Raw genomic sequence first — 22,616 nt, forward strand, 5'->3', positions numbered from 1 at the left:
TTTCAACCTTTCGATTTTTGATTATTTTCTAAATATGCAATTCTAATTCCACGTAAAATCAGATCTGGAGATATTTCATCAAATATCCCTTCATTTTTAAACAGACCTGTAAAACCACCTGTTGCAATGGTGTATACATCATCACTACCAAATTCTTTAATACTTCTTTGTTTAAGTTCTTTTAATGCCCCAAGATGTCCATAATACAATCCTGAGCGAATATTTGTCTTAGTATCATAGCCAATAGCTACTTCTGGTTTTACAATTGTTATTGAAGATAGCTGAGATGCTCCTTGACAAAGAGCATTAAGTGATAATTTAACACCTGGCATAATTGAACCACTAAGATATTTTTTATCTTTGGTTACCACATCAAATGTTGTTGCTGTTCCTAAATCTATAATTAGTAGATTTTTATTTGGATAATCTGCTATTGCGCCTATACAGCTAGCAATCCTATCTGCACCAACTTGGTGAGCCTCAACAGATGACATATCTAAGTCTGTAGTATCCATACTAATAAAAAAAGGCTTTATATCAAAGTATTTTATAACAGCAGAACCCAATGAATAATTTAAATGTGGGACTACTGACGATATCGCGCATCCCTCTATTTTTTTTAAATCAACGTTATTCTCTCTTAAGGCTTGTCTCAAAAAGACTCCCATTTGATCAGAGGTTGAGTCTACAGAAGATGTTGAATATCTGATCTGAGAAACAATTTCTTCTCCCTCAAAAACTCCAATGTGTATATGAGAATTCCCCACATCCATTACTAATAACATAATATAATCCTATAAATATTAATGTGCTTGATCCCAGCTCTCACCAGCATCTACATTTACCTCAAGAGGGACACTAAGTTTAACTGCATTTTCCATTATATTTTTTATTTTTCTAGAAACATCTTGGAGCTTGCTATTTTCAACCTCAAAAACCAATTCATCATGAACCTGCATCACCATTTTCACTTCACCATTATACTCTTGTGAAATCATGGTGTTAACCTCTATCATTGCTTTTTTAATAATATCTGCAGCTGTACCTTGCATAGGTGCATTAATAGCAGCTCTTTCTGCTGCATTTCGCTGCATAACATTTTTTGAGCTAATTTCTGGCAAATATAATCTTCTGCCAAGAATCGTCTCAACATAACCATTTGATTTAGCAAAATCCTTTGCTGTACTCATATACTCTTTAACTTTCGGATAGCGATTAAAATAAATATCAATATATTCTTGTGCTTCTGACCTAGGTATTTCTAGCTGTTTTGCTAAACCAAAAGCACTCATCCCATATATCAAACCAAAATTTATTGCTTTAGCTCTTCTTCTTTGCTCACTTGTTACATCAGCAATAGAGATACCCAAAACCTCTGCAGCCGTTGCACTATGAATATCTAAACCTTCATTAAAAGCTTTAAGTAAGTTTTCATCACCTGATAAATGAGCCATTATTCGAAGCTCAACTTGAGAATAATCTGCAGCAACTATACAAAAACCCTCCTCTGCCACAAAAGCTTGTCTTATTTTACGTCCTTCTGGACTTTTGATTGGAATATTTTGAAGGTTTGGATCTGATGAAGAGAGTCTACCTGTTACAGTTCCTGTCTGATTATAAGACGTATGTACTCTTCCATTAACATCTAGCATTTTTGGTAACTTATCTGTATAAGTATTTTTTAACTTTGATAAATGACGATATTTCATTATCAATGCAGCTATCTCATACTCTTCTGCAAGCTGAACCAATACCTCCTCAGATGTTGATGCTTGGCCTTTTGCAGTTTTCTTAACAGGAGGTAGCCCCATCTTCTCAAAAAGAATCTCTCGCAACTGTACAGGTGATGATAAATTAAATTCCTGACCAACTAGATCATAACACTTTTGCTGAATTTCACAGATACTACCTTCTAAGTTAGCACTTTGCTCTACTAGTTTATTCGCATCAATTTTCACGCCAAGCTTTTCCATTTTATTTAGAATCAGAGTAAGTGGCATTTCGACCTCTTCATAAAGCCTATAAAGAACTTCTTCTTTCTTAAGTAACTTATCTAAACAGTTAAAAAGTCTAAAAGTTATATCAGCATCTTCAGCTGCATAGTTAGCAACCTTATCAATTTCTATTTGATCTAGTGTTTGCTGTTTACGACCAGTTCCAGCAATTTCACTATATGGCACCGTCTCAATATTAAGATGCTCTTTCGATAATGTATCCATATCATGCTTACCACTACTCTTTAGCACATACGCCATAATCATCGTATCGTTGATATTACCAACTATTTCAACACCATATTTTGATAGCACCTTTTCATCGAATTTAAAATTATGAGCAATTTTTATTTTTTTAGTATCTGCAAATATTGGCTTTAATTTGTCTAGTACTAGCTTTAAATCTAACTGTTGTGGCACACCAAGATATCTATGCTGTAGGGGAATATAAAAAGCTTGACCCTCTTTTGCACAAAAAGAAACACCTATAATGTTAGCCTCATAAGTATTTAAAGAGTCTGTCTCTGTATCAAAAGAAAAACACTTGCTATTTTGTAGCTGGCCAACCAAAACACCTAACTCTTGCTCTGTCGTAACTGTCTTATAATCTACATCTATAGCTTTTGGTTGAGACTTATCAGTAGCTGGCTTAGCACTTACATCCAAACCTCTTAGTAAAGAGTTAAACTCATACTTGGTAAATGCTTCAAACAGATATTCTTTATCTGCGTCTTTACATTTTAAATCATCTATACTCAGTTTAAGCTCAAGATCGCATTTGATTGTTGCTAGGCTATATGACATTTTCAAAAGATCAATATTGCTGCGCAAGTTCTCTCCAACCTTGCCTTTCACCTTATCAGCATTAGCTATTACACCTTCTATATCGCTATACTCATGTAACCACTTCACCGCAGTTTTAGGACCAACCTTCGGTACACCAGGAATATTATCCGACGAGTCTCCCATTAGAGCTAAATAATCTATAATTTGATTTGGCTTAAGTTGATATTTTTCAAGAACTTTATCAATATCTGTAGTTACATTTTTCATTGAATCGTATAACACAACATTCTCTGTGACTAGTTGCGCCATATCTTTATCCCCTGTAGAGATAATTACATCATAGCCTTGCTTTTCAAGATCCTGTGCTAAAGTTCCAATTACATCATCTGCCTCAACACCATCTTTTATAATTAAAGGGAAGCCCATTTTCTGGATAATTTCATGAAGAGGTTGAATTTGTGCCCTAAGCTCATCATCCATAGATTTACGATTAGCTTTGTATTCAGGGTACATTTCATGACGAAAATTTTTGCCTTTAGGATCAAAAACCACTGCGACATATTCAGTGTCATACATTACTGGCAATTTCTTAAGCATATTTATTACACCAATAATTGCACCTGTTGGTTCACCTTGGCTATTAGTAAGGTTTGGGAGTGCATGATAGGCTCTAAAAAGATAAGATGAGCCATCAACTAGGACTATTTTTTTCATGAAATTAACTAGCTATTTTGTATCAATTAATAATAGTATATGCTTTTCAATATAGCAATAATCATATCTTTATTGAAACACTAAATTCTGATTCTAATTTATGCCTTATGAACAAAGCAACTGTATATCCAAATACCACCAATTATCATCTGCAAAAGATTTACATTTAATGGCGTCTTTATATGTCATTATTAGAGGCTGCTCACAATTTATAGAATCAAAATCACTAGGTTTATATTTATGATGATCTTTAAAAACTTTTATCTCAGCAGTATTTACACCTAATTCCCCAAGCGTATTAAAGAACTTATCTGGATTACCAATACCTGCTACTGCACTAACTTCTTTGCCATAAAAACTATCTCCATCAACAACCTCCTTTGAAACCAAATTAACAAAATTAGTAGCAACAATTTTAGCTTCTACAATCTTTTCATTATACGACTTCAAAAAACTATAATCATCACTGTCAAGCTCTCCAACAACGATTATTTGATCTACTGTTTTTAATCTTTCAACAGACTCCCTAAGTGGGCCGGCCGGCAAACATAATTTATTGCCAAACATCCGTGAAGCATCAACAACTACTATTTCTTTATCTCTACCAAGTTTATAATGTTGTAAGCCATCATCAGAAATAATCACATCAGTATTAGGATACATTTTTTCAACATATTTAACAGAATCAACTCTTTGCGGTGAGATAATTATTGGCACTTGACCATCTAAAGCATCATAAAGCATCGCTGGCTCATCACCGCACTGGCTTGGCAAGGTGTCTATTTGAACTTCAAAGGGATAATATTCAGCTTTTGCTCCATAGCCACGACTTATAATTACAGGTTTTTTACCTTCTTGTAAATATTTTTCAGCTAGCTTTCTTACCACTGGGGTTTTACCAGTTCCGCCAACAGATATATTTCCAACTATAATTACAGGAATATTAGACTTATACTGAGTTTCTAGTTGCTTAAGTTTTCTGTTAACTGCAATTTTTGAGAATAAAAAAGATATTGGCATTAAAAGAAGACTTAACAAAGTTGGTGTTCGTCTATACCAAATCTTATTTATCATAAATTATTCTAGCCCTGACTGATACAGTCTTGTATAAAGCCCACCCTTCTCTAGTAGCTCTTGATGTTTACCACTTTCAACAACTCTACCACTATCCATAACAACTATTTTATCTGCATTCTCAACTGTGCTTAACCTATGAGCAATCACAATCGTTGTGCATGACTCAGTTAAATTTTCTAATGCCTGTTGAACCACTCTCTCTGACTCATTATCAAGAGCACTTGTAGCCTCATCAAAGATTAGTATTGGTGCATTTTTAAGTAATGCCCTAGCAATAGATATTCTTTGACGCTGTCCACCAGACAGCTTAGAACCATTGTTGCCAATATTAGTATGTATACCTTCAGCTAATTCTTGCACAAACTCATAGGCATTTGCTCTTTGTAGAGCATCTATAACTTCTTCTTCTGAAACATCTCTTGATAATCCAAATGCTATGTTGTTATAAACACTGTCATCAAACAAATGTACATTTTGAGAAACCATAGACAAATGAGACCTTAGGTTTTCTAATGTTAAATCTCTAGTATCTACACCATCTAAAAGAATTTCACCTTTTTGCTGAGTATAAAACCTAGATAAAATGCTAGTTAAAGTCGTTTTACCACTTCCAGACTTACCTACAAAAGCGACTGTCTGTCCAGCTTTAATATCTACACTTACACCATTAAGAACCTTTTGTGTACTAAATGCAAAGCTTACATCTTTAATAGAGACATCTCCTTCAACGTTCTCAAGCTCTTTTTTACCAGTTTCTTTCTCTGCAGGATAGTCAAGTATATAGAAAATATCTTCAGTTGCAGCAACAGCTTTTTGGATAACTACATTCACCTTTGTAAGGTTCTTAATTGGTTTTAAAATGGCTGCTGCAGCTGCGAAAAATGACGCAAAAGACCCCGCTGTCAACCATGAAGAACCTCCACCCTCATTAGTACCAAATATAGCAATTGTAAATAAAGAAAATGCCAAAACTAATGAAGCTATAATTTGTATAATTGGAGATGTTAGAGCATCTAAAGCAATAGTTCTAACCTGCTGAGAATAAGTATAATCTAGGTTTTTATAAAACTTGTTTTGTTGCTTATTCTGAGCTCCAAACACTCTTATTTCTTTATAATTCCTAATAGTTTCTTCGGCAACATGTGTGACATTCCCCATCGATGACTGGGTATTTCTACTAAGTGACCTAAACTTCTTATTGATAATAGATATAAATAAACCTAGAAATGGTCCAATAATTATCAAAAACAAAGATAACTGCCAACTTGAAACGACCATTACAATTATTAAACCAATAACGAATGTACCATCTTGGACTACAGTTATAATAGCTGTAGATGTCGCTTCTGTTACCTGATCAACATTATATAAAAGTCGAGAAATAATCTGACCTGATGAATGTTTATCAAAAAAGCTAGCAGGTAAATCCATAAATCTTTTAAAAAGATCTTTTCTGAATTTATAAACAACTTTCTGACCCAAAGATCCTATAAAATACTGCGATAAAAATGATCCTAGCGACCTTAATCCTAACAAAATTACCATACCAACAGCCATAATCATTAGCATACTGGCACTTTGTTTGGTTATATCGCCACCTGGACCAAAACCATAATTCAAAATAGGATTAATAAGATATATCATAGAGGCATCTGCCGCTGAGAAAAATATACTACCTACCGCCGCTAAAGCCAAAAAATGCCATAAATGTCTTACTTGCCCGAGAAGCCTTTTATAAAGAACACCAACCTTTTCTTTTGTTGCCATTGAGCCATTTAAGCTACCATTGCCTTGAGAATTAAGGTCTATTTTATCTATTGAATTACCCATAATAAAAATATGTAAAAATCAGTTACATAGCAGGCTATTATACACTTTTTTCTGTTAATATAAAGTAAAGCGATTATATTACTAAAGTAGTGAAAGTATACTTAGTTGGTGGGGCCGTTAGAGATATACTACTTGGCTTAGAACCTAAAGATAAAGATTGGGTTGTTGTAGGAGCCACAGAACAACAAATCCTAGAAGCTGGTTTTTTAAAGGTTAATGCTAGCTTTCCAGTTTTTATAGATCCTAAAACTAAAGATGAATATGCTCTTGCCAGATCTGAAAAAAAAATAAGTCAAGGCTATCATGGTTTTGAGATAAAGCATTCAGAGTGCATAACTTTAGAAGAAGATTTAATGCGTAGAGATCTTACCATAAACTCTATAGCTATGACTCAAGATAATAAACTTGTTGATCCATTCAATGGATATCAAGATATCAAAGATAGAATTTTACGCCATACTTCAAATGCGTTTATTGAAGACCCCTTACGAGTTGTTAGGCTAGCCAGATTTATGGCTCAACTTAACAGATTCAAATTCACAATTGCCACAGAGACAAAAACGCTTGTCAAAAAAGTAGTTAAATCTGATGAGCTTCTCCACCTAACTAAAGAAAGATTGAATAAAGAGTTTATAAAATCCCTAGATAACCCTGTAATCTTTTTTAAAACATTAGATAAACTCGACTCTTTAGCAATTGTTTTTCCAAACATTAAAAAACAATTTCATCAACTCCCTAATGAGTATTTTTTTGATAATCAACAGTACTTAAGTGCGAGTGTTGATGAAAAAATTGCTCTTTGTTTAATTAATACTGATGAAATCAATATACTGCGAAAAGAGCTCATGCTAACAAACAAACAAACAAAACTTTTAAGCGCAGTTATTAATGTTAGAAAAATATTAGAAAATGACAACATTACAGCAAGAGAAGTATATTACTTGATTAAAAATGCGAACTTGGTGCGGGATAGGGAATTATTCAAACAAACTTTCTCTATACACAGAAAATATGACTCTATTAATAACAGTAGAAAACAAAAAAGAATATATAACTTAGAAAAAGCAATAATTAAAATTATTGAACTAGATATTAGTGAAACTATTGAAAAAATTCCAAAATCCTCTCTCAAAGCTGAACTAGAGAGGCTCTACATATATACTATAAAAAAGCTGCTAAAAATATGATACAATTACGAAAATTCTTATTTTATGTAATTCAATAGATGAAAGTTTTTAAAAACTATATTTTCCCATTTAATGCCTTAGTATGCCTAACAGGCATATTTTTAGTAGCTTATACTATGACTATCTTAGGCTGGAAACCTTGTCCAATGTGTTTACTCCAACAGCTATGTGTACTTTGTATTTTCATACTTAGCATTCTAGGCTGGATAAAAAAAAGTTCTAAAAATTTCTCTATCATTGTAAACATTGTAATTATCGCAATAATTATTTTAGGCATATATGTAGCAGCTGACCAAGTATATATACAGTATTTTCAAACAGTTACTACGACTGCCCCAGGAACTTGTGGAGGGATAGATAACCCTTTCTTATTAGATGCTACAAAATCAATAACTGGAACAGTAGAAAGCTGTACAGATATCACAGAAAAGATTTCTGGCGTCAGCCTAGCCGTATACAGCCTTATCTTCTTTATTAGCATGCTAATAATTAATTGCATAAGCCTACTTATAAGAATATTAAAAAAATAGTGAGAAGAACTGTGGATTTCAAAAAAGCCTTTTTAAACATCAAACAGAAAATAAACTCTAGCAAAAAAAACTATTTTATTTTTGCTATCATAACAATTTTTTTAGCATGGGAGCTACTTGGGAAACTTGGCATATCTCTAGCTATCGTTTATTTCATATTCCAGCTAAATATTATACGCTCTCGTTTACATAAGTTAAAAAATAAAAATACTGCATCCATTGCTGTTGTAGTTGCCACACTATTGCTGTTTGGCGGTATTTTTGGCTTTGCTGAGTTCATCCAAAGCATGATTCAAAAAGGTATGGCTTCTTTTGTGCCTCAACCTGTTGCTATTACATCCACGGAAGTAAAAAAAACAGACTGGAAACAAGTAATAAATACTATCGGTGAAGCACAAGCTGTACAATCTACTGAAATTTCCTCTCAATCAGGTGGTATTGTTAGTGAAATTCATTTCAAAGGTGGCCAAGAAGTAAAAAAAGGAGACCTTCTTTTCAAACTTGATACAAGCCAGTTAAAAGCGAATCTTGAAGAAGCCTTATCAAAGCTTAAGTTAGCAAAAATCACAACAGACCGCTATAATAAGCTTGTTGAACAAAGAGCAACTTCAAAAGAATCTGCAGATAAAGCTAATGCAGATTACCTATCAGCACTTGCTCAAGTTGAAAATATTGAATCCCAAATAGGCTTCAAAGAAGTTAGAGCTCCTTTTGATGGTAAAATTGGTATTAGAAACATAAGTTTAGGTCAATATTTTAATAATGGTGATAATGCAGCAACACTTACAAAGATTGATCCAATATTTATTACATTTGCAGTACCTCAAAACAAGGTTAGCAAGATAAACATTGGTCAAGATATAAACTTCTATTCAGATTCATTCCCAGGAAAAACTTTTACAGCAAAAATAACTGCTATTAACTCATTTATTAATGATTCGAATAGGTCTATCATGGTTCAGGCAACTTATAAAAATCCCGATCATAAAATTGTTCCAGGTATGTTTTTAACTGTTCACGTTAGCTTACCTATTAAGAAAAACTCAATTGTAATACCAAGAAATGCAATTTCATATAGTTTGTATGGTCAATCAGTATTTACTCTTGAACCAGTGATGAAAGATGGTAAACCTGAAAAAGCCTCTTACACATCTACAGCTGATGGAGGTATGAAAACAGTTCAAACTGATAAGACCTTATACAAAGTTGGCCAGGAAAATGTTGAAGTACAAGAAACTAGAAATAATATGGCTTTAGTTACAGGTTTAAAACCAGGTTCCTCAATAATCACATCTGGACAAAACAAAGTCCACAAGGGAATGAATGCTGTTATTAACAACGATGTTAAACTTGATAACAACCTATATAAGCAAGGAAATTAGTAATGCGTCTTATTGATATCTTCATCAGAAGACCAGTTCTATCACTTTCAATAAGCTTTATGATTATTGTTGTTGGAGTTGGTTCATTTTTTGGCTTACAGGTTAGACAATATCCTTATATGGATAGTGCTACAATTACTGTTACAACAGCATACCCTGGCGCTAATCCAGCCACCATACAGGCATTTGTTACCAGACCAATAGAATCAGCTGTTGGGTCATCCAAAGGTATTGACTATATGACGTCATCATCTGCTCTTGGTTCAAGTACAATTACCGTATATGTTAAGCTTGGTGAGAACACAAATGATGTACTCTCTGAAGTTGTCCAAAATGTTAATTCCGTACTTAACCAACTTCCTCAAGATGCTTATTCTCCAGCTATTAAATTAAACCCTGCTGATAACTTTCCATCATTGATTCTAGCATTTACTAGTAAAACCATGAATACTTCGGAGATATCTGCATATATCAACTCTGAACTAACTCCAAAACTACTAGCTCAAGGTGGACTCTCTTCAATTGATGTTTGGGGTAACAAACCGTATGCAATGCGTATTTATCCAAATAAGACTCGTATGGCTGAATACGGTATAACTCCTGCTGAGCTAGCAACATCAATAGGTTCAAACAGCTTAGTATCGGCTGGTGGGCAAATTCAAGGACCATATTTGAATTATACTCTAAATCCTGAAACAAGTATGTCAACATCTCAAGAGTATAATAATCTAATCGTCAAAAAGAGTGACAATCAAGTTGTAAGATTAAAAGATGTTGCTAAAGTAGAGCTTGGTGCCCAAGACTATAACTCTTCGGTATATTTTGATGGTAAAAATGCGGTACTTGCTGGTGCTGTTGTTTCTCCAGAGGAAAACCCTCTAGATGTTGTTGATAGATTAGTTAAAGAATTACCAAATATTAAAGCAGCTCTACCAAACGGCTTAGATGTTAATATTGCATACAACAGTACAACATTCATTGAAGCTTCCATTGAAGAAGTTTTACATACTTTGCTAGAAGCTGTAATAATTGTATCAGTAGTGATGTTTTTGTTCCTTGGGTCATTTAGGGCTATTATCGTTCCAATTGTTGCTATTCCATTATCAATCATAGGTTCTTTCTTTTTAATGAGTCTTATGGGTTTCTCAATCAACTTACTAACACTTTTAGCTATGATACTAGCAATTGGTCTTGTAGTTGATGACGCCATTGTCGTTTTAGAAAATATTTACCGACATATTGAAGAAGGTATGGAACCTTTTGCTGCCGCCATTAAAGGTGCTAGAGAAGTTGCTAACCCTGTAGTATTAATGACCTTAACTCTAGTTGTGGTATATGCTCCAATTGGTATGATGGGAGGGTTTACAGGACAACTATTTACAGAGTTCGCCTACTCTCTTGCTGGAGCTGTAATAATATCTGGAATAGTGGCATATACGCTCTCTCCTATGCTATGCTCTAAAGTTCTTAATCGAGAGATGATGAGCACAAAACTTGTTAAGTTTATTGATAAATTATTTAGTTCACTAACTGCAAAATATAAGACTATATTAGAATTTGTCCTAGATATTAAGCCAGCCATAGCTATAGTTGGGCTTATAGTGCTAGCTAGTTGTTTCATAATGGGTAAAGGAGTCAAGTCAGAATTAGCTCCAAATGAAGATATGGGTTTCTTAGGAATTATGGGGCAAGCACCATCATCTGCAAACATTAACTATTTAGAGGCATTTGGTAAAAAACTAGCTACAACTCTAGATGAGGTTCCTGGTAAACAAGATACTTTTATCCTTAATGGAGTAATGGGCTCTAATGTGATTTTTGGTGGTTTTATTATGAAACCATGGGATGACAGAGAAATATCTCAACAACAAGCTGCAAATATTGCTCAAGCAAAAGTTACTGATCTTCCTGGAATCCAAACATACACATATCAACAACCTGCTCTACCCGGGATTCCAAGAGGTGCTCCACTGTCATTAGTTATACAATCTGTTAATGACTATGAAGCTATTGATGAGATAACAAACAAAATCATCGACAAAATGACAAAAAGTGGTCTATTTGTATTTGCTCAAAGCGACCTTAAATTTGATAACCCTGTTGTTGATATAAGTATAGATCGCGATAAAGCAGGTATTTTGGGTATCAATATGTCTGATATTGCAAAGACTCTTGGTTATTCTTATGCTGGAGGATATATCAATTATTTCTTCTTAAAAGGATATAGCTTCCAAGTAATACCTCAGCTAGCTCGTAATGAGATGCTAACTCAAGAACAATTGGGGAATATATTTATCCGCTCTGATAGTATTGACAATATGTTTAATGCAGAGCTACCCTTATCTGCTTTAGTAAGCTTTGAAACAAAAGGTCAACCACTTACACTCAATACATTCCAGCAGCTAAACTCATCAACAATCTCTGCTGTTATGTCTCCAGGAGTGACTCAAGGACAAGCCATTGATTATGTTCAAAGTGTTGTTAAAGGTGAGTTACCAGAAGGCTTCTCATTTAATTTCTCTGGTTCAGCTCGTCAATATATTGAAAATGGTAATACAATGATGATTGCATTTGCCTTTGCAATTGTACTAATCTTCTTAGCGCTATCTGCTCAATTTGAAAGCTTCAGAGATTCACTTGTGATATTAGTTACTATCCCTATGGCTATATCTGGTGCACTTATCCCTCTTTATGTTGGGCAATATGTGGGTGCTAGCTGGGCATCTCTAAATATCTACACCCAACTGGGGCTTGTAACTCTGATAGGTCTTATATCTAAACAAGGGATTATGGTTGTAGAATTTGCGAATCACCTTCAAACACATGAAGGTCTAAATAAATATGACGCTATTGTAACATCATCATCACAGCGCTTAAGACCAATCTTAATGACCGTATCGGCAATGGTTGTTGGTGTAATACCACTGGTAACATCTTCAGGCGCTGGTGCTGTAAGTAGAAACTGTATTGGTGTAGTTATATCATCAGGGTTGGTTATTGGTGCGATCTTCTCACTGTTTGTATTACCTGTTGTATATATGTATATTGCCAGTGACAAATCACGACAAGTAAAAATAGATGCCGAGCAACAAAAAGTCATTGATACTCTAGAATAATAGATAATTTGAATCACAATAAAAACTAAACTATAATTGAACTTTCAACTTAATGTTTTAAATTCAAATGCCTAACGAATCTTTTTATCTACCAGCAAAAAAGTCCATGATCTTTATGGCATGGGTAATTTGTCTTGTTGTAACTCTTGACTATAGTTATGACTTCTTTATAAGAGCAGCTCCTGGCGTTATGGCACAAAGCCTATCTGAAGCTTTTAAAATTGACTCCACTCAAATTGGATGGCTTTCTTCTGCATACTTTATTTCATATACAATTATGCAACTTCCAGCAGGGATTATTCTAGATAAATATAATCGCAAACTTGTTATTGGTGGAGCTACTCTTTTGTGTGTGTTGGGTAATTATCTTTTTTCAGCAACCAACAGTTATGAAATTGCTTTTATAGGTAGAATTTTCATGGGAATAGGGTCTGCTTTCGGATTCATTGGAGCAGCTAAAATGGCTGCTATGTGGCTACCAAGAAGATTCTTCTCAGCATTTATTAGTTTTGCAACTATGATAGGTATTTTAGGTGGTTTAGTAACTGATACTTTCCTTTCAACTCTTGTTAGAGATTTAGGCTGGAGACAAGGCAATGAAGTATTTACATATATTGGTGTAGCAATATTATTATTAGTCTTTATTTTAGTAAAAGATAATAAAAAGTTTGTAGAGCAGCACAGTCATATCAATAACGCCTCCCTTCTTGAAAACATTCAAATGGTTGCTAGGATTTTCACAAACTATAAATTTTGGGCTGCCGCTCTTATTGGGGCTGCGTTATTTATTCCTATTAATGTCCTTGGATCTTTATGGGGAGTAGGTTTCATTCAGGCTAAATATCAACTAAGTGAAGCTTATGCCTCTTATATAAACAGTATCCTATTCTTAGGCACAGCTATTGGATTTGGTCTTGCCGCTCTTATAAGCATCTTTACTACCAGATTTAGATTAATGTTAACTATTAGTCTTTTTTCTTTAGTTGTTATTTCAGCTATTTTGCTTTATATGGATATTAGCCTAAAAACTTTTATAGTGTTATATTTCTTTTTAGGTTTGATGTCTGGCTCAGAAGCTTTAACATTTGCAATCGGTAGATTCATATCTCCAAAGGGTACTGCAGGTTCTGCTACAGCAGGAATCAATCTTATCAATAACATGATCCCTGTTATCCTATTACCAGCGATAGGTCATATACTTGTAAAATATGGCTCCTTTATAAAAGGTTCCTCTAGCATATATACAATCTCAAGCTATCATCATGCTTTAGCTGTGATTATAGTTCTTCTAATAATTTGCTTGCCAATTACAATGTTACTACCAAGAAACACTGAAATATAATCTATTTTATAGAGTATCACTTTCTGCTATCCTATAAGGATAATAAATAAATTTTGGCTGATATCCTTTTATGGATGAATCACATCTACCCAAATCTAAACATTTAATCTTTTTTGCTTGGATAATCTGTATAATAGCTACTCTCAACTATAGTTATGATTTCTTTATAAGAGCTGCTCCCGGAGTTATGAGCGAAGAACTTATAGATGCTTTTAAAATAAACAGTGCATCTATTGGTTGGTTATCATCAGCATACTTTATTGCTTATACAACAATGCAGATACCCGCTGGTGTTATTATTGATAAATATAATCGTAAATATGTAATAGCTATTGCCACAATGCTTTGTGTAATAGGAAATTTTTTATTTTCAGCTACAAATTACTATGAAGTTGCCTTTCTGGGTCGGATTTTGATGGGAGTTGGTTCAGCTTTTGGGTTTGTTGGTGCAGCTAAAATGGCTGGTATGTGGCTACCTCAACGATTTTTCTCAACTTTCATTGGAATTGCTACCATTGTAGGCATATTAGGAGGATTAGTTACAGATACTGTTCTAGCTAGTTTAGTTAACTCTCTAGGATGGCGAGAAGGTAATACTGTATTTACATACATTGGTGTAGGACTGCTTATATTTGTACTTATATTTATAAAAGATAATCATAAGCATGTCGAAAAATTTAGGCACTTTAATGAAGCTAATTTTGCAGAGACAATCCAAAAAGTTTTAAAAATATTTAAAAATTATAAATTCTGGGCTGCTAGTCTAATTGGTGCAAGTATCTTTATCCCAATAAATGTCTTAGGATCTTTATGGGGAGTCACATTTATCCAACATAAGCTTGAAATAACCCAAACACAAGCTTCTAATCTAAATGCCACACTATTTATAGGTGCTGCTATTGGTTATGCTATATTTGGTATTATTGCTGCTTTTACTACAAGACTGAGGTTAATGTTAATTCTTAGCTTAATATTTTCCGTTACAATAATATTTTTATTACTTTTTGTAGATCTAAACAAAACTTACTTTATTTGTTTATACACGTTGCTAGGGGTTATGGCTGGTCCTCAAGCTGTTACATTCACTATCGCAAAAGTCATCTCTCCTCCTGGAACATCAGGCTCTAGTACTGCCGGTGTTAATATGATCAATAACCTATTTGCTGTAATATTATTACCAGTAATTGGCTATGTCTTAACCTATGTGACAACACACCTTGATGATGGTTATAACAATATTATTGATTTTCAATATGCTCTAAGTATTGTTATTATTATATTCCTTATATGTATTCCCCTTTGTTTTTTATTACCCAAAAATGTTGATATTTAATTAGCTTCTACCAATTCATCTGGATAAGGATTTAGATAACTTTGTTTACTTAAATATGGCAATTCAAGCTCTAAAAGATACATTCTTATAATACCGACAGGCACCTCCCAAGAAACTTTACAATCTTTGTACTTATTAAGTACTTCTTGTAAATATTGTCGCTGTGATTTCGATATTTTTTTATTAATCTCTCTTAAAACATTCTGTAAAGCCATATAATGAGAACCTCGTTTAGCAGGCTTTTCTATTGCCTGCATAAAAAGACTAATATATTTTTGCTTTATTTCTTCAATATCTACCTTTTTTCCAGCATCTGAAAGCATATTACCAAGAACTTTTTTCATCTTATTATTATGCATTCTAAGTAGTACTTTATGCTTAGAATGATACTCCATCATCTCTGTAATATTTGTACAAGCCATAAAACTAGTTTTCAAATCATAATAACAAAATACTTTACGCAAAAAGTGATCGCGTAAAGCTTTATCAGTAAGCCTACCATCATCTTCAACAGGTAATAAAGGATCATATTTTCTTAAAGCTTGTACAAATAATCCATCTGTCTTTTTACCTGTATAATTATGCACCTCATCAAAAACCCTTGCAGTTTCTACTCCACAACTTGGAGATTTTGCCTTTAGAATAAATCCATAGATTGTATCAAGTTTTGAGATAAGCCTGTTTACAGCAAGGTTTATATCTGTAGTTACATCTTTATGTGTTTTATTTGTCTTAACAAGATGATTACCCTTTAGATCCTCTACCAAAAATAGCGTTGGTCTAGGGACACCCAATCCTGCAGCAACTTCAGGACATACAACTTTATAATCAAAATAATTTGCATATACTCCGGTTATATATGATTTATGGCAGTTTCCACCATTATAACGAACATTGTTTCCAACCAAACAACTACTTACGCCCATAGGTATTTTATTCATAACGAAAGTCTCATTTAACAATGAATAATTCAATTATACATAATGGAATTAAAAATATAGGATAACAAATAGTTTTATTTATTAACTTTATGTAATATTTGAAACCTGAAGGATTTATTTGTCAAAATTATTCAAAGGATGTGGCAATCTCAAGTATCTCTTCCAGTCTTTCATCCGTATTTGCAATTGCTAAGATCATAACTTTATTATTTAGTTCAAGATTACCTATGCAAGTTATTATAACACCCTCAGTATCACCATATGTATAGTCAATTCCCTTTGATTTAAGATAATCATGATAATCATGAATTGTTGAACCTTTTGGCACAACAACATTATTATGACCAACCCAAGGCTTATGCTCACCATTACGTAATTCATATGCAAGAAAACCTGCGTATATAGCTCCTGTTTGACGAGCATTTACTTCAAGTACATAAGGTACTATTTTGCCATTAACTTGACGAATTAAAAGATCAACTCCAACAATACCTCTAACACCCATTTCACGTAGAAGTTCTGTCATCTGATCACACATTTCTACAACTGCAGGCTCATCACTAAATTTTGACTTATATTTATTACCTAAATGAGTCTGCCCATCTAACATCTGATCACTAAGACCAAGACAAACATCATCTTCTTTTTTATCTGCGATACTTACTTGAAAAGCTGGTGATCCAAGATTATCAAGCCAAGGATCTATCATAAAGACTTCAACCCTTCTCATAAGTTTAAGGATATCTCTTAACTCTTTTTCACTCTCAAATCTATGTATTCCATATCCAGAACAAGCTCTTGGCATAATAACGGCACATTCATAGACTCCTTTATTTTCATAATCTCTATATATTTTAAGTGCTTTTTTAACATAATCATCATCACTAACTGTTGAGATTATATTTACACTTGGAACTAATATGCCTTTATCATGTAACATCTGACGTAAAAAAGATTTATCATTTAAAAATTGAGAAAGAGCTTCTGGTAAACCATGGTTTTTTTTATATTTTATGCCCAATAACTCAATGGCTGTTGCCGCTGTAAATGGTACTAAATGCGTGTATTCAGAATCACTAAATTCAGGGATTTGATCAGCATAATTCATAACTATTGTTGAAAGTCTATAATGCTCCATAAGCTTATCAACAAATATAAAATTATTCATACTAATATAGCTTAGACCTATTTCTCTAAAATACTCAACTATCTTTTCCACCTCAGGTCTAGATTTTTTAGGAAGGATTATCTTATGATCTTTTGCTAAGAGACATAGCGTACGGGTCACATACTTATTTACAAATGAGCTAACAAGATCTGCTCCATAAATATCTGTTGTATTTGGAATGTGGATAGCTTTTTTACCCCATATTCTCTCAGAAATAACATTTGTTGTTTTTATTGTCATTTGATTATGCACCCTTTTGTTGTTTTAACTCACGCGTATTAGCAATAGCACTAGCAAAGATATTCGACACCTTATCTAGCTTATCTTTATCAACTTCTAATTTAGAAATATCATAATTCTTATCGTCAGTTGTGAGCTTAGATAAGATATCCTTAGGAATATCTATACATACAGTTTCTAATTCACACACTAAATAATGAGCAGTTAAGTGCTCAGCCAATATATATGGCTTATCAAATTCAATATCAATCCCAGCTGATCTTAATTCTCGAGTCAAAGAAATTAAAAGCTCTTTTGAGGCAAATATTCCATTACGAGTATCTCCTGTGAAAAGTTCTAAAACTCTTTTCTCTCCCTCTAGATGGGCATTTTTATATAAATCTATATAATCGGTTAATGTATTAGGGGTTTCATTAATTGCTTCAGAATATCTCTCTTGTATGACATTAGGAGAGTAACTAGACATTGTATGCAAATCTATTGACAGTGCATCATAACTTTTTGCTACAGCAACCACATGACACAATTTTTGCATATACTCATCGTATAATTTGACTAAAGCATTTTTTAACTCATGATGCTGCTCATAATCTATAATGTTTCTAATACAATTAGGATAAAGCCTGCCAGCGTCCAATATAGAACGAGGAAAAGTAGGCTCAACAATCAAAGTACAGATTCCATAATTAGAAAATAACTTTTGAGCTATAGCATTACTTAAAGAGTGCGTGCCAAAATCATATTCAATTGAAAGGAAGTCTTTGAATTCTTCTTTATTTAACTTAACAAGCTGACCTATCGCAGGAAAATCAAATTCAACAAAATTATCGCCAAGCTCAGCATGAGGGCACGTTATAACCAAATCAAACCTAAGGTCCTCCTTTGTATAGAAACTCAAGGTGGCACATTCATAATATTTTGTATAAAAAGGTTTAAATATATCTATCATTTAATCGATTAAAAACTATGTTTTACTTATTATTTATAATTATTATCGATGATTATAACAACTATAAAACTAATAATAAAATTCAAAATTCTTTATAATGTCCTATAGAAATAAATAAGTTTATAAAAATATGCTTTTTCAAAAGAAAAAAGAAGGTTCTATATTAAGTTTTTTAGTCGTTTCATTTGCAAGCTTCTTTGCTGTGTTTATGCTTGTAATATCTATATTTAGCTTTTACCAAGTTAAACATCAAAATGATGCACTATTTGATTATCAACTAAAAACTGCTGCTCAAGTTATTGAAACTGTTCTTAAAATCTACCCTTTAGAGGATGATGAAAATACTACACATATGATAGTAAATAAAATCTCAACATCCTTTCTTAATATTAAAAACTACAATGAGAGTGTTGGATTCATAGTATATGACCGTAAAGATAAAAAATTGCTTTTAAAAACATCCAATCTCCCAATTTTCCATAAAAACTATGATGGAATTACATCAACAACAGGTTTTGAATGGGTATATACAGATGATGATGGTAATCAAAAACATTGGTACACTTACACCTTAAAAACAGACAATGGAGATCTGATCACAGTATTTGCAAATAATGCTGTTAAAGATAAAATATCTCGCCAAATAATTTTTAAGTTTGCAATACTTCTAGCTTCAACCTATATCATACTAATTGCTTTTATTTATTACATATTAAAAACAGCTCTTCATCCATTAGAAAGAATTAATAGGAGAGTAGCAAGAATTAATCCTCGTAAAAATGAAAAGCTTAAAGAAGATGTTATTCCATATGAGATAAAATCAATTGTTGAACAAATTAACACCTTAATAGAAAAGTTTAATCAAACTCTTGAACGAGAAAAACGCTTTTCTGGTGATGCAGCTCACGAACTTAAAACCCCTGTAGCAGGTATTAAAACACTCGTTGAAATTGCTCTAGCATCTGACGATATTGATGAAATCAAACAAAAACTAGAAAAAATAAAAGGCTCTAGTAACAGATACTCACGCATTATTGACCAATTACTTACCTTAAGTAGAATTCAACCAAATGAACAAATAACATTTGGTAAAAAGCTTATGATAAATAAAGTTTTAGAAACTTTTATCGCAGATAACGCAATCAAAGCAATAGAGAAAGATATTGAAATATCATTCCACCCTTGTGAACAAGAGTTATATTGTTATAGCAATGATTATTTACTAGGAATATTATTCAAGAATCTTATTTCAAATGCTATTAAATACACTCAAAATGGTGGCCTTGTTGAGATTTACTCATACGAGGAAGATAATTGCATAGTTGTTGAAATCAAAGATAACGGTATTGGTGTACCTCCAGAAAATATTGATCGTATATTTGATAGGTTCTACCGTGAGACTGGAACTAATCAAGAAGGTAGTGGTCTTGGACTAGCAATTGTAACGGAGATTGTCAGACTTCATCATGGTAAAGTTTTTGCTAAGAATAATACTGACCAAAAAGGTATTACAGTAACTGTCAAAATACCAATGGACCAAAAACAAGAAGACTAAACATACCTTTCGAGAGCTTTTTCTATATTAATATCTTCAAATTCAAACCCTTCTGACTGTAATTTTGCAGGTTTAATATTTTGACTAGACAATAAAAGCTCTTTTCCCATCTGACCAAACATAAACTTGATAGCATACTCCGGTATTTTTATAACCCATTTTTTAGCCATATATTTTTGCAAAAGCTCAACAAACTTCCTATGCTGACAAGCTTCTGGTGCTGTCAAGTTATATACGTCTTTTGTTTTAAGTTGTTCATCGATAACAAATTCAAAAGCTCTACATAAATCATGTAAGCTAACCCAAGTCATGTAGTTATTTCCCTCACCAAACTTAGTTAAAAAGCCAAATTTAGCAGGCATTATCATCTTTTCAAGCACTCCACCATTTCCGATAACTACTCCAAAACGCAATATTGTGTAATACTTTAGAGGAGAGTCAACTAGGCACGTCTCCCATTTATCAACTACTTCTTGCCCAAAAGTTAAACTATCATATTTTCTATCATGATTATCTTCATCTTGAGTTATATCAGAAAAATTATAAAACCCAATAGCACTAGCGTTGATTAACCAAATATCTTTGTTTCCTATTAGCTTGACTAGCTTAGTTGTAGGCTCTATTCGACTTGATATAATCTTCTCTTTTACAGATTTGCTCCAATGCTTCTCGCCAATATTGTAACCACAAAGGTTTATAACTATATCGTACTTAGCAATCGAATCCTCCGTTAACTCTGCCCATGTCACCAAATCATCAAAAAAGCCAAGCTCTAACTCGTTAGATCGGCTCAAAAGAGTTAGTTGGTGATTCTTACTTAGATATTTAGATAGTCCTCGTCCAACAAATCCTGAACCACCTGCTATTAATATCTTCATAATAAACCTCCTTAGCCTTATACTAATATAGTATATTAGGAAGTTATTAATTAAAAACATTACATTTTAGTAATCTTGCCAAATATGCTTGCACTAGGTTAGTGATTATGACAACATTCATAAATAGAAAAGTTAGTTAAAAATTGCTCTCCCAGCTAAATAACTAAGTCTTTTTAAAAAGGCTAATTTTAAAAACTAAACGTAAAGAGGTTATCTTATGTACTGGGTTGAGATTCTATCGAGAATACAATTTGCATTTACAGTAAGCTTCCATATTTTATTTCCAGCATTTAGTGTTGGGCTTGCTACATTCCTAATGATATTTGAGGCTTTATGGCTTATCACAAAAAATGACAAATACCTATCTATTGTCAAATTTTGGACAAAAATATTTGCTCTGACATTCGGTATGGGGGTTGTCTCAGGTATCGTTATGGAATTCCAGCTTGGAGCTAACTGGGCTGGTTTTGCTGAAAAAGTAGGACCTGTATTAGGATCATTGTTTACCTATGAAGTCTTAACTGCATTTTTTATTGAGGCAGGTGCTCTTGGAATCATGATCTTTGGTTGGGGCAAAATAAACAAATATATTCATTTTTCAGCAACTTTCGTAATATTTTTAGGTGTCACTCTATCAGCCTTTTGGATACTGTCAGCAAACTCTTGGATGCAAACCCCAGATGGAGCAAAATTTATAAATGATGAGTTTCAAGTATACGATTGGGCTCATGTTATTTTTAATCCGTCTGTAATACCTCGATTCATACATATGTTGATGGCAGCATACTTAAGTACACTTATGGTTATACTTGGTGTGAGTTGTTACTATGTATTAATAAATGAATTTCATCCTTTTGCAAAAACTTGTATTAAATTTTCATTACTTTCGATATTGGTACTTAGCTTTGGACAACTATTTGTGGGTGATGAAGTTGGCTTAGAAGTACATAAGCATCAACCTCTTAAAACTGCAGCTATGGAAGGTGTTTGGGATACTCAAGAAGGAGCACCTTTAGTATTATTTGCCTACCCTAGCGAAGCTCAGGAGAAAAACCTCTTCTCAATAGAGATACCTAAGCTTGCATCTTTGATAAACACTCACAAAGTAGATGGTGAGATGCTTGGGCTAAAATCAGTAGCTAAAGAAGATAGGCCTCCAGTAGCTGTAGTATTCTACAGTTTTAGAATTATGGTTGGCATTGGCTTACTAATGGTATTTATTGGAGTAGTAGGCTCACTACTATTAGTTAAGCAGCGCATCTACAATCAAAAATGGTTTCTATGGATATGCAGATTAGCAACTCCACTTGGTTTTGTAGCAATTATTACAGGCTGGTTTACAGCTGAGTTTGGTCGTCAACCTTGGGTTGTATATGGAATACTCAAAACCCAATACTCTGCGAGCGATATTAACGTCTGGCAAGTATTTTTATCTTTAGGCTCAATTATACTAGTGTACTTTATTATATTTGGATATTTCTATTTTAAATATCTGATCAAGATAATAAAAAGTGGTCCTGGAAATGTTGACGAACAGCGTATGCCTTACTCATACTTCCAGTCTGTTGAAAAAACTACAAACAATAAGGAGTAA

The 22,616-nt window shown here is 33.2% G+C and carries 16 protein-coding genes; 8 read left to right on the forward strand and 8 right to left on the reverse strand.

The window, feature by feature from the left end; all coding sequences use genetic code 11:
- Positions 1 to 2: 2 nt before the first annotated feature.
- The 4 genes from QI37_RS05295 to msbA form a co-directional block, all read right to left on the reverse strand.
- A complete protein-coding gene (locus QI37_RS05295) occupies positions 3 to 785 on the reverse strand; it encodes a type III pantothenate kinase (RefSeq protein ID WP_040009207.1) in 783 nt (260 codons plus the stop codon).
- An 18-nt stretch (positions 786 to 803) separates the two neighbouring features.
- Entirely contained in the window at positions 804 to 3,494 is a 2,691-nt protein-coding gene (polA, locus tag QI37_RS05300; protein ID WP_040009209.1) for a DNA polymerase I, read from the reverse strand.
- 105 nt (positions 3,495 to 3,599) lie between these two features.
- Positions 3,600 to 4,568, reverse strand: coding sequence for a tetraacyldisaccharide 4'-kinase (gene lpxK, locus QI37_RS05305; protein WP_040009212.1), 969 nt, complete (start codon positions 4,566 to 4,568; stop codon positions 3,600 to 3,602).
- 3 nt (positions 4,569 to 4,571) lie between these two features.
- Positions 4,572 to 6,401, reverse strand: coding sequence for a lipid A export permease/ATP-binding protein MsbA (gene msbA / locus QI37_RS05310; RefSeq protein WP_040009215.1), 1,830 nt, complete (start codon positions 6,399 to 6,401; stop codon positions 4,572 to 4,574).
- 89 nt (positions 6,402 to 6,490) lie between these two features.
- Here msbA and QI37_RS05315 point away from each other — a divergent pair, with 89 nt between their 5' ends.
- The 6 genes from QI37_RS05315 (at position 6,491) to QI37_RS05340 (ending at position 15,291) form a co-directional block, all read left to right on the forward strand.
- Positions 6,491 to 7,588: a CCA tRNA nucleotidyltransferase gene (locus QI37_RS05315; protein WP_040009218.1), complete on the forward strand. Its 1,098-nt coding sequence runs from the start codon at positions 6,491 to 6,493 to the stop codon at positions 7,586 to 7,588.
- 38 nt (positions 7,589 to 7,626) lie between these two features.
- Positions 7,627 to 8,118 carry a disulfide bond formation protein B gene (locus QI37_RS05320; RefSeq protein ID WP_040009221.1) on the forward strand — a complete coding sequence of 164 codons (492 nt, stop codon included), beginning with the start codon at positions 7,627 to 7,629 and terminating at the stop codon, positions 8,116 to 8,118.
- Positions 8,119 to 8,129: 11 nt separating this feature from the next.
- Positions 8,130 to 9,500: an efflux RND transporter periplasmic adaptor subunit gene (locus QI37_RS05325; protein WP_040010721.1), complete on the forward strand. Its 1,371-nt coding sequence runs from the start codon at positions 8,130 to 8,132 to the stop codon at positions 9,498 to 9,500.
- Positions 9,501 to 9,502: 2 nt separating this feature from the next.
- Complete coding sequence (locus tag QI37_RS05330; protein WP_040009224.1) at positions 9,503 to 12,616, forward strand: efflux RND transporter permease subunit; 3,114 nt, start codon at positions 9,503 to 9,505, stop codon at positions 12,614 to 12,616.
- A 67-nt stretch (positions 12,617 to 12,683) separates the two neighbouring features.
- Positions 12,684 to 13,958 (forward strand): MFS transporter, encoded by a 1,275-nt coding sequence (locus QI37_RS05335; protein ID WP_040009225.1) that lies wholly within the window; start codon positions 12,684 to 12,686, stop codon positions 13,956 to 13,958.
- Positions 13,959 to 14,028: 70 nt separating this feature from the next.
- Entirely contained in the window at positions 14,029 to 15,291 is a 1,263-nt protein-coding gene (locus QI37_RS05340) for an MFS transporter (protein WP_040009227.1), read from the forward strand.
- Here QI37_RS05340 and QI37_RS05345 read toward each other — a convergent pair.
- From QI37_RS05345 to QI37_RS05355, 3 genes are all read right to left on the reverse strand, one after another.
- Positions 15,288 to 16,232: a YbgA family protein gene (locus QI37_RS05345; RefSeq protein WP_040009229.1), complete on the reverse strand. Its 945-nt coding sequence runs from the start codon at positions 16,230 to 16,232 to the stop codon at positions 15,288 to 15,290. The two genes, QI37_RS05340 and QI37_RS05345, sit on opposite strands and share 4 nt — an antisense overlap.
- 127 nt (positions 16,233 to 16,359) lie before the next feature.
- Positions 16,360 to 17,640 carry an ATP-grasp domain-containing protein gene (locus tag QI37_RS05350; RefSeq protein WP_040009230.1) on the reverse strand — a complete coding sequence of 427 codons (1,281 nt, stop codon included), beginning with the start codon at positions 17,638 to 17,640 and terminating at the stop codon, positions 16,360 to 16,362.
- A 4-nt stretch (positions 17,641 to 17,644) separates the two neighbouring features.
- Positions 17,645 to 18,589 carry a hypothetical protein gene (locus tag QI37_RS05355; RefSeq protein ID WP_040009233.1) on the reverse strand — a complete coding sequence of 315 codons (945 nt, stop codon included), beginning with the start codon at positions 18,587 to 18,589 and terminating at the stop codon, positions 17,645 to 17,647.
- A gap of 130 nt (positions 18,590 to 18,719) precedes the next feature.
- Between QI37_RS05355 and QI37_RS05360 the strand changes: the two genes are divergently transcribed.
- Positions 18,720 to 20,144 (forward strand): sensor histidine kinase, encoded by a 1,425-nt coding sequence (locus QI37_RS05360; RefSeq protein ID WP_040009234.1) that lies wholly within the window; start codon positions 18,720 to 18,722, stop codon positions 20,142 to 20,144.
- Here QI37_RS05360 and QI37_RS05365 read toward each other — a convergent pair.
- A complete protein-coding gene (locus QI37_RS05365; protein WP_040009235.1) occupies positions 20,141 to 21,022 on the reverse strand; it encodes a TIGR01777 family oxidoreductase in 882 nt (293 codons plus the stop codon). The genes QI37_RS05360 and QI37_RS05365 overlap by 4 nt on opposite strands.
- A gap of 217 nt (positions 21,023 to 21,239) precedes the next feature.
- Between QI37_RS05365 and QI37_RS05370 the strand changes: the two genes are divergently transcribed.
- Positions 21,240 to 22,616, forward strand: coding sequence for a cytochrome ubiquinol oxidase subunit I (locus tag QI37_RS05370; RefSeq protein WP_040009237.1), 1,377 nt, complete (start codon positions 21,240 to 21,242; stop codon positions 22,614 to 22,616).

Origin of the sequence: Candidatus Francisella endociliophora (genome assembly GCF_000764555.1) — a bacterium.
GTDB classification, from domain to species: domain Bacteria; phylum Pseudomonadota; class Gammaproteobacteria; order Francisellales; family Francisellaceae; genus Francisella; species Francisella endociliophora.